Annotated in this window: 8 protein-coding genes; 4 read left to right on the top strand and 4 right to left on the bottom strand. The window is 28.4% G+C overall.

Annotated features, from left to right (window positions below):
- Nucleotides 1-257 precede the first annotated feature (257 nt).
- Together KFW21_04805 and KFW21_04800 are read left to right on the top strand one after the other, a co-directional pair.
- Nucleotides 258-1427, top strand: a complete 1170-nt coding sequence (locus KFW21_04805) for a tyrosine--tRNA ligase (GenBank protein ID MDK2818750.1) — start codon at nt 258-260, stop codon at nt 1425-1427.
- 31 nt (nt 1428-1458) lie between these two features.
- On the top strand, nt 1459-2208 hold the full coding sequence (locus KFW21_04800; protein ID MDK2818749.1) for a Sir2 family NAD-dependent protein deacetylase: 750 nt from the start codon (nt 1459-1461) through the stop codon (nt 2206-2208).
- Between the two features lie 38 nt (nt 2209-2246).
- Here KFW21_04800 and KFW21_04795 read toward each other — a convergent pair whose 3' ends face one another.
- The 4 genes from KFW21_04795 to KFW21_04780 all read right to left on the bottom strand — a co-directional run bounded on the left by KFW21_04795 (nt 2247) and on the right by KFW21_04780 (nt 7279).
- On the bottom strand, nt 2247-5414 hold the full coding sequence (locus tag KFW21_04795) for a PD-(D/E)XK nuclease family protein (GenBank protein ID MDK2818748.1): 3168 nt from the start codon (nt 5412-5414) through the stop codon (nt 2247-2249).
- 24 nt (nt 5415-5438) lie between these two features.
- On the bottom strand, nt 5439-6248 hold the full coding sequence (locus KFW21_04790) for a hypothetical protein (protein MDK2818747.1): 810 nt from the start codon (nt 6246-6248) through the stop codon (nt 5439-5441).
- Nucleotides 6249-6256: 8 nt separating this feature from the next.
- Nucleotides 6257-6664 carry a biopolymer transporter ExbD gene (locus KFW21_04785; GenBank protein ID MDK2818746.1) on the bottom strand — a complete coding sequence of 136 codons (408 nt, stop codon included), beginning with the start codon at nt 6662-6664 and terminating at the stop codon, nt 6257-6259.
- 108 nt (nt 6665-6772) lie between these two features.
- On the bottom strand, nt 6773-7279 hold the full coding sequence (locus KFW21_04780; protein MDK2818745.1) for a hypothetical protein: 507 nt from the start codon (nt 7277-7279) through the stop codon (nt 6773-6775).
- 163 nt (nt 7280-7442) lie between these two features.
- Between KFW21_04780 and KFW21_04775 the strand changes: the two genes are divergently transcribed.
- Both KFW21_04775 and rimO read left to right on the top strand, forming a co-directional pair.
- The gene (locus KFW21_04775; protein ID MDK2818744.1) at nt 7443-8552 is read left to right on the top strand and encodes a helix-turn-helix domain-containing protein; all 1110 of its coding nucleotides are present in this window, start codon (nt 7443-7445) and stop codon (nt 8550-8552) included.
- A gap of 92 nt (nt 8553-8644) precedes the next feature.
- Nucleotides 8645-9985, top strand: a complete 1341-nt coding sequence (gene rimO / locus KFW21_04770) for a 30S ribosomal protein S12 methylthiotransferase RimO (protein MDK2818743.1) — start codon at nt 8645-8647, stop codon at nt 9983-9985.
- Nucleotide 9986: the final 1 nt, after the last annotated feature.

Genomic DNA, 9986 nt, shown 5'->3' with positions numbered 1-9986 from the left:
GGCGGAGATGAAGGATATGAAGAAGGCGGAGATGAAGGATATGAAGAAGGCGGAGATGAAGGATATGAAGAAGGCGGAGATGAAGGATATGAAGAAGGCGGAGATGAAGGATATGAAGAAGGCGGAGATGAAGGATATGAATAAATAATAATAATATTACTATAAATAAAAAGAGACCTCTAGGGTCTTTTTTTATTGATAAAAAATATTATTTCTGTTATACTATTAGATATAATTATTTATATAAGGAAATTTTTATGATGAATCCTGAAGAACAAATGAAAATAATTAAAAAAGGAGTAGTAGACCTACTTCCTGAAACAGCTTTACTAGAAAAATTAAAAAAAAACATACCTCTCAAAATAAAATTAGGTGCAGATCCTTCTGCTCCAGATTTACATTTGGGTCACGCTGTTGTTCTTAGAAAATTGAAAAAATTACAAGAACTTGGACATGAAATAATTTTTCTTATTGGTGATTTTACAGCAATGATTGGAGATCCTAGTGGTAAAAGTGAAACTCGAAAACCGTTAACGCGTGAAGAGGTTCTTAAAAATTCAGAAACATATAAAAAACAGTTGTTTAAAATTTTAGATGCTGAAAAAACAACAGTAAAATTTAATTCGGTATGGTTAGATGAGTTGAATTTTCGAGATCTTCTAAAATTAACTTCTTGTGTAACAGTTGCTCAACTTTTGGAAAGAGATGATTTTTCCAAACGCTTTAATGAGCAACGCCCAATTTCTTTAGTTGAGTTTATGTATCCTTTAGCTCAAGCTTATGATTCTGTAGCGTTAGAATCAGATCTTGAAACAGGTGGTACTGATCAAAAATTCAATCTCTTATTTGGACGAACATTACAACACTCGTTAGGACAAGATCCACAATGTATCTTGACAATGCCTATTATTGAAGGTACTGATGGCGTTCAAAAAATGAGTAAATCTTTGAATAACTATATTGGTATTACAGAAACTCCTGAAAATATGTTTGGTAAAATTATGAGTATACCTGATACACTTATTCAGAAATATTTTGAATTACTTACAGATATAGATATTGACCTTGTTAAAACTCGTTTAACTAGTGGAGAAAATCCAAGAAATTTAAAAGTTGAATTAGGTCAAGATATTGTTACACAATATCATTCTAAAGAAGATGCAGATAGAGCTTTAGTACATTTTGAAAATCTTTTCAAAAAAGGTGGAATTCCAGATGAAATGCCCGAGTTCATCATTAATACTGAGATATCTATTGTAGATTGTCTATTAGAAGCTGGATTAGAAAAAAGTAAAGGGGCAATTCGTCGCCTTATTACTCAAAACGCTATTTCTGTAGATGGAGAAAAAATTCAAGAAGATTATATAATAAACAAAGAATGTGTTATTCGTATGGGCAAATTAAAATTTCTTAGAATTAAAAAATAACAATATTTAAATTTATCAATTAGAGGAAATTATGCAATTAACAAATTATGACAAACTAATGGATATGCTCTTAAAGGCAAATAATATTGTAGCTTTAACTGGTGCTGGAATATCTACATCTGCAGGAATTTCAGATTTTCGTAGTCCTAAAGGTATCTATGCTGACCCTTCTATTGATGGAGAAAGAGTCTTTGATATCAATGTATTTAAAGAAGATCCTACTATTTTTGGTCGTTTTTTTGCTAAATTATATCCTCAAATAAAAAACGCTCAACCAACTAAAGGGCATAGAATGCTTAAAAAATTGGAAGAAATGGGCAAATTAAAAAGTATTATTACTCAAAATATTGATGGTTTACATACTAAAACAGGTAATAAAAATATTATTGAAGTACATGGACATGTGAGAGAATATGTTTGTGTCAATACTATGCACCATCGTTTGAATACAGCTGATCTTTCTGATACAAAAATCGCTAGTGGAGAAGGCGTAATCTGTACAGAATGTCATGGCTTGATGAAGCCTGATGTGATTTTTTTTGGAGAGCATGTTAAAGATTTGGAAAAAGCATTAACAGAGGTTCAGCGTGCTGATCTTATTTTAGTGATGGGAACCTCATTAACTGTCTATCCTGTAGCAGGTTTGCCTGAATATTGTAAGGATAATACTAAATTAGTTATTATTAATGCTATGCCTACTAAATATGATAATTTAGCAGATCTTGTTTTAAGAGATGATATTGATATGATTGCTGAAAAATTAGGACTGATCTCCAAATAAATCTTAATTTTAAATAAGTTTATAATAAAAAATTAGAGCTAAAAGGCTCTGATTTTTTTTTGTTGTCTAAGACATAATTTTTGTACATCACAATAAGAACATTTCGTATCATTTTCTCTTGGAAATTTTTCTCCAAATTTGTCAATAAATAAATCTGTCAATTCAATACCAATATCTGAGTCTGAAGTAAAAGGAGAAAAGTTTCCTTCCTCTAATAAAGTAAGCAATCTTGTTATTTCTACACATTTGAAATGTTGCATATCATGGATAGATTCATAGACAGCTTTTTTAGAAGATCCTCCAGGAAATTCTTGGAAAACAGTTGATTTTTCTAAAAATATATAAGAAATAGCACTGATAGGTCCTTTATTATTGTTTCTTAATAGCTCACTATACAGAAATCCTTGAAAAAGATTGAAGGGTGTTTTTTGGTATGATTTATAAGATGATAGATCACTTTTTTTGTAATCAATAATAGAATAATTATTATTTAGTGTATTGAAATTCACTCTATCTATTCTACTAAAAACATTTAAAGATTTATTATTATTTAATGATACTGTTTGATAAGATAGTTCATTAGATCCTGATGATAACTCAAAATAAACAGGTTTTTCTTGATCTCTAAACGTAGGTTCTATAGAAATAATATATTCTTTTAAAATAGTATAAATATAATTATAATCAATTTTGAATACATTTTCTTGAGGTGTATCTACTATACATTGATCTAGATATTTGTGTAATAGAGACTCGTCAAAAATAGAAGAATCTATATTATCTATGTTTTTTTTGATGTATAATTCTAGCACATTATGGTATAAATTTCCATAATCAGCAGCTTCTGGTTTGTAAACAGGTAATTTGTGAGCTTTTAATTTCCAAAAATCTTGCCAAAGACCTTGATAACGACAGCGTCCTAGTTTTTCTAAACGAGTAGGCGAAACATAGACGATATCGGCTGAATATTTTTGGGTTACTTTTGTAACTGTAGGAATATATCCAAAATATGCTAATAAATGATTATCTGGTAATTTTTGAATATCAAAATTTTTATTAGCCTTATCGATATTTTGTGTATATTCAAAAGATGCTACTGTATCATGTGAGGAATTATTATTTGTCTTGAAGAGAGATAAGGATGTCAATTCAAAATATTCTTCAGCACTATGTTTTTTTGAAAAAATCATAGGATTTTGCCCTTTTATCATAGGGGTGATAGTTTTTGGTAAATGAGTGATCTGTATATTTTTTTCTAAAATACGGCGTAAAAAATGAGAAATATTAAAATAACTACCTCTTTCATTAACAGGAGTTCGAGAGAAAAATATTTTTTCTGTGGATCTTGTCAATGCCGTTGCAAAAGATAGTTGTTGTTCATCGAAATAGTCAGTATCTGTACGCCATAAAGAAAGTCCTAATATTTTGTGAGATAAAATATTTAGTTGATTTCTATCAAAATTATCAAATAATTCAAATTTAGGAATTACGGGAAATTCACCCTCATTTAATCCTAGAATAAAAATAGATTTAGCAAAGATACCACGACTATCTTTTGAATTAAGAATTCTAAGAATATTTTTTTGAGGAATTTCACTTCTATAACGAGTCTCCTCTGTAATAATTCCAAAGAAAAATAAAAATGATATAGAATTGAGTTCCTTATGTCCTATATTTTCAAGAGATTTTCGTAAATCTTGCAAAATTTCTTTTAATTTTAATAAGGCTGAATAATCCTTGGCTATAGAGATATCAATAATATTTTTGTGCTTTATTAAGGAGTGAGTTTGTGATAAGCTGGCTTGTACGCCTAAAAATTCTAATAAATCAATAAGGGTATTAATATGGGTAGTTATTGTGTAATTTTTATAAGGATCTAAAGAAAATAGCTTGTTACATAATGATAGAATAGTATTTTCTAAACATTCTAATTCATTTTTGGATATAGTGTTATCTTCATCCTTTAATAGATCTTTTTGACGTTGGAATCCATTTTTCCATGCCAATTCTTTTCCTTGAATTGCTAAAGGAATTAATTCTGGAGCTTTACCTAAGGTTATTCTAATAGAATTTTGGATATAGTTGGATTGTGCAAAAAATTCAATATATTCATGATCTAGTTCTTGAGTCATAATTTTGAGACAACGCTTGATAAAAATAATGAGAGGATTACTGGATAATTTGTCATCTTTTCCAAAGCCAAAAGGAATATTTGCTTTTCGAAGGGCGGAAGTGAGTAGAGGGGCATAAGTATCTTGTTGATCTGTTATAATTAAAATATCTTCTAATTTTTGAGAATTAATAAGACATAATTTTTTGATTTGATTTGTTACATATTCAATTTCTTTATTTTTACCAAAAGCTTGTATTTCGTAGATATCTAAAGAGTTTTTTGGTATTTGTGTATTTTCTAAAAAAGAATTTGCTAGAAGACTACTTTCTAATTTTTCTTCCAAATATATACATTCAGCGTAAGGAAAGATAGATTTGAAATGAAGAATAGTTTGTTGACAAATATGATGATTAATATTAGTCAAACTAATATTAATTTGTTTTTTATGAGTTTCTATAAATTGAGAGATGTGTTCAATTAATTTGAATTGAGTAGCTGTATAATCTACAAATCCATCAATAAATATATAATCTGCAAAAAAATCTGGAGAAATTTTTGAAATATTTTGACAAATAAGATCTATTTCAAATTTGTTATCACCCATATTTTTTTCTATTAAAATTTGTTGATATTGAGATAGAATTAATTGTATATCATGAATTTTGTCTGCTAATTCTAGAGATGATTTTAGTGTTTCAATATCTTTGTCTCTCAATGAATGAATCAGTCGATAAATCATTTTAATCATTTCTGGTCTTTGTTGAATATTTTGAAACTTTTGAAATTTATCAGTATTTTGAGTAATAATAGAAGAAATAATAAGAAATTTTTCAAAATTACTAATAGTTTGAGGCCTTTCAATAGGGATAGGAAATAAATGTTCTATTAGTTTTTTTTGAAATTCTGTTAAAGTGAAGATGGGTAAACCAATAAGACCAGATTTTTGTTTTAATAATTCTAAAAGTAATTGATCTTTATGTCTACGAGAAGGAACAATTATTAAGAATTGTTGATTCAATTCGATAAGATTAATAATTTGTTGGATAATAAGTGTTGTTTTTCCTGATCCAAAATTACCAAGGATAAATTGCATAAAAAAGTCCTTTAACTAGAAAAATTATTTAACAGAAATAGTAAAAGTTTTGGTGATCGTATCATAACTCGTTTTTGAACTAGGTTCTATACGAATTTTACGTAATTCTGTACGGAAGATACTATCTATACGAGGATCTCCTGAAGTTCTTAATAATTCTACAGCTGATACCCAACCTTGAGGACTGAAAGTGATTTTAGCAGTTATAGAGAACCCATAACCACGAGATTTATATTGTTGTGGTATACTAGCTATAAGATTTGGAAATAATAGAGTTTTTCTAGGAGTTCCAGACCATTGAGCATCTGCTAAAACATCAGAAGACGCTTTTTTCTGAGTTTTTTGATTTAATAAATTATCTAATGTATCACTTATATCTTTTGTTTTATCTACTAATTGTTGTGTTGGGTTAGGAATAGACTCCACAGTATCACTTTGTATAATTTGAACTAACTCAGGGGTGGGGACTTCAAGAACTGGAATTTGTGTTTGAACAGGAGTTTGAGCAACTTTTTTAGGAATGGTAGGTTTTGTTTGAATAGGAGTTTGAGCAACTTTTTTAGGAATGGTAGGTTTTGTTTGAACAGGAGTTTGAGCAACTTTTTTAGGAATGGTAGGTTTTGTTTGAGGAATAATAGGAGTTGGTATTTCTTGTAAAGGTGATGATATTTGGTTTTGTATATCATTAATTTGAATAGAAATATTAGTATTTTTTATTTTAATAAATTTTGGAGAAAAAACACTGAAAGTAACTAAAGCTATAAAATGAATACCTAAAGAGATCGTGAGAAATAATGATAATGGAGAATATTGTTGAGGGCGAGGCAAAGTCATGATTACTCCTATTTTTTTAGTATAGTAGCAAGACTTAGCTTGTTTAGACCAGCCCCACGAGCTTGATCCATAATCTCTATTAAATTACCATAAGAAATTCCCTCATCTCCTTGTATAACAAGTGTTGCGTCAGGATTTTGTTGTGATAATTCTAATAATTTTTGAGGAAGATCTGTAATAGATATTTCTTGTTCGTTCCATGTGATAGAGTTATTTTTGTATAGGGTAATAGTGTTTTGTTGATCTTGAATACTGTCAGAGGTTTTTGCTTCAGGAAGATCAATATTAAGAGAGGAAGTTTGGATAAAAGTAGAAGTAATCATAAAAAATGTTAATAATTGAAAAATAATATCAATCATAGGGGTCATACTTATATCAGCTGATATAGTGTGTTTTTTTTTATATTTAGAAAACATCTATATTCCTTCAATTTTATTTTTGATTATATATAATAAGATAAAATTGAATTTTTATCAAGAAATAGATTGAATATTATTTTAAAAAAATTGAATTGAAATTAAATATTAATCCACAACATGGGCTTGAATTATTTCGTATAACTCGTTGATATTATTAGTAGTTGCAAGAAATTCTTGAATGTTTTTGGAATGAGTAATTCCGTATTGAATATATTCAGTTTCAGAAATTCCAAGAGATGTATAAAAATCTTCTCTTTTTTTGTTCATATAGGCATTGACATCTTCATCTGTAGTGTTTTTTTTCTGAGAAATAATATAATAATTAGAGTTTTGTGATAATGTAAAGAGAATAGAGATTTGTAAGAACTTTTTTGGGCTATCAAGAGAAATTTCATCGCCGAGTTTAAAATCAATCAAATTAGAAATCATCATATCTATTTCTTGAGAGGAAGTCTTGGGAGTTCCAGTACTTGAAATAGATATACTATCAGTAAATGTAGGAATAGATGTGGAATCAGAATATTTTAGTATAGATTCATCTAAGGGGGTAGATTGTTTTTTGTCACAAAAAGTGGTCAATAGTAGTACAGTAAATATAATAATATAATGCATAGAAAAACTCCTGTCAGATAACATTAATAGTATAGTATATTTATAATTTTAATACTAGTGTTTTTTATTAAATAGTCGATAAAAATATTATATTTTAAAAGTTGACAGTATCATAGATATCTGATATTATATATAATACATTTGAATGTTAATGAGGATACATATGGAATACCCAAAAATTTCACTAGGTCAATATTTAAAAAATGAAAGAGAACAAAGAGGTCTCTCTATTGATGAAGCCGCTATAGAAACAAATATTGCAAAAAAATATATAGAAGCTTTAGAAAAAGATGAGTATGGTTTTTTTCCTGCAGAAATGTACGTTATAGGTTTTTTATCGTCTTATATTGAAATGCTTGAATTAGATAAAGAACTGGTACTTTCTATGTACAAAAGAGCTATTAGTAAAGAACAAGAAGCTCCTTTAGAGGTTTTTTATAATTTACATAGTACTACTCAAAATACAAAAAAATATATTAAATGGCTTGTGCTTGGTATACCTATAGTATTAATATTTTTTGTAATCTTGGTATTTCACACGAAATCAATATCTTCTTCTCAAAAAAATAATAATACACAGATTTCTGATTATAATACCAGACAAAATTCTACAATTATAAATATTTCTCTAATAGAATTAGCTCAAAATAATCAATTTTCTATAGGTGTGAAAGATACGATTGTACTTATGGATGAAGAACAAGAAATCGCAAAAATCGAGTTTTTTGGTATTGTACAGAAAAATAAAAAAATTAAATTTCATATCAAACAAAATCAGTATATTTATAAAAAAGGTGATGTTTTACATACAGATATTAGTGGAAATGGTGTGAATGATCTTTCTTTAGAAATTATTTCTATTACAGATAAAAAAATTGAATTGGTTATAAACTTTAAAAAAGATGTTATTCAAACAACATTCTTTGATACAACACCTTATATAAATTCTATTAGAAATACGGTACCACTAGCGGTAGTTAATAATAAAGCTATTTTTAATGTTACTATTACTGCTACAAGATCAATTTGGGTTGGATATCAAGCAGATACTGTTGAGGAACAACAAAAAATATTAAATGTTGGCGAGTCTGTAAAATTTAGTTTTATTGATGGAGCAAAAGTATCTCTTGGTAATGCAGGAGCTGCAGTAATTACATTTTCAGAATTTACTAATGTTATTCGTGGTGGTGCTATTGGTGAAAGTTCTCAATCGATTTTTTATAAAAAAACAAGTGGTGCTGATACTACATTATATAGAGCTCAACTTAAATAATATCTTGACTATCATAATAAAATATATTACACTAATACTCATACTATTTTAGTATGAGTATTTTTATTTTAAATTGAAAGGTTATATAATATATGAAAATATTCTTTGATGCCTTAGGGTGCCCCAAAGCTTTGGTAGATGCTGAAAAAATGTGTGCTCATTTATTTGATACAGGTGAACATCATGCTGTATTTGATCCAGAAGAGGCAGATGCTGTGATTGTTAACACTTGTGGATTTATTGAATCTGCAAAACAAGAATCTATAAACGCAATTCTTGATCATGCTGAATTAAAAAGAAAAAACCCTGATTTAATTTTAGTTGTTTCTGGATGTATGGTAGCTCGTTATCATGAGGAATTGAAAGAAGAAATACCAGAAATTGATGCGTTTATTGGGGTAAAAGATCCTTCTAAAATTAAAGATATTTTTATTCAGCGTAAAAATAAATCTATGCTAGATCAAGGTGAATATAAAGATACTGGTCAAAGTAAAAGATCTCTTTTGTTTTCAGGTTTTAAACATGCTTGGATTAAAATCGGAGAAGGTTGTAATAGAGCTTGTGGATTTTGTGCTATTCCTATTATGCGTGGGAAACAAAGAAGTCGTATTGAACAAGATATTCTGGATGAAGCAAAAATGCTTCTTGATCAAGGTATTAGAGAATTAATTGTAATTACTCAAGATCCTGTTAATTATGGAACAGATCTTAACAATACACGATCACTTATTCCATTATTACAAAAATTAGAAACAATAGGATTTGATTGGATTCGAGTACAGTATCTTTTTCCTGATCCTATGTTAATAGAATTAGCTGAATTATACAACAATTCTTCAATTTTTTGTAATTATATAGATGTGCCTTTGCAACATATTTCAGCTAATGTCTTAAAATCAATGAAAAGATACGGTGATTTTGATTCAATGGCACAATTATTTAGTGATATAAGAACTGCAAATTCAAATATTGCATTGAGAACTTCTTTTATTGCTGGATATCCAGGGGAAACAGATCAAGATGCCAATCAAATCTCTCAATTTCTTCAAGAAGTTCAGGCTGATAGAGTAGGTTTTTTTACTTATTCTCACGAAGAGGATACAAGTTCTTATACAATGGATAATCAAGTGCCAAATTCTGTAGCTCAGGATAGGGTGACTCAATGGGCTGCTATTCAACAACAAGTGTCTACCAAAAGATTAAAGAGGTTAGTTGGGAAGAATTTGATTTGTATTGGAGAAGGTATCTCAGAAGAAAAAGATGGAGAGTGTACAATGAGTATGCGTTCTGAATTTGATGCACCAGAAATTGATGGAATAGTTCGTGTAAAAGTTCCAAAAAATATAAATATAGAATTACTAGAAATGGCAGAAGTAAAAATAATAGGCTCTGATGATCATGATCTTGATGCTATTTTTGTGAAAGAGATTTAAT

The sequence above is a fragment of the Spirochaetota bacterium genome (genome assembly GCA_030154445.1).
GTDB lineage: Bacteria > Spirochaetota > Brevinematia > Brevinematales > Brevinemataceae > Brevinema_A.
Note: the sequence above shows the minus strand (reverse complement) of the source record. Positions and strands in the feature narration are given on the sequence as shown.

Bases quoted from the DNA above. Each gene is read 5' to 3' on its own strand.
- KFW21_04805 (MDK2818750.1), top strand. From the start codon at position 258: ATGATGAATCCTGAAGAACAAATGAAAATAATTAAAAAAGGAGTAGTA.
- KFW21_04800 (MDK2818749.1), top strand. From the start codon at position 1,459: ATGCAATTAACAAATTATGACAAACTAATGGATATGCTCTTAAAGGCA.
- KFW21_04795 (MDK2818748.1), bottom strand. From the start codon at position 5,414: ATGCAATTTATCCTTGGTAATTTTGGATCAGGAAAAACAACACTTATT.
- KFW21_04790 (MDK2818747.1), bottom strand. From the start codon at position 6,248: ATGACTTTGCCTCGCCCTCAACAATATTCTCCATTATCATTATTTCTC.
- KFW21_04785 (MDK2818746.1), bottom strand. From the start codon at position 6,664: ATGTTTTCTAAATATAAAAAAAAACACACTATATCAGCTGATATAAGT.
- KFW21_04780 (MDK2818745.1), bottom strand. From the start codon at position 7,279: ATGCATTATATTATTATATTTACTGTACTACTATTGACCACTTTTTGT.
- KFW21_04775 (MDK2818744.1), top strand. From the start codon at position 7,443: ATGGAATACCCAAAAATTTCACTAGGTCAATATTTAAAAAATGAAAGA.
- rimO (MDK2818743.1), top strand. From the start codon at position 8,645: ATGAAAATATTCTTTGATGCCTTAGGGTGCCCCAAAGCTTTGGTAGAT.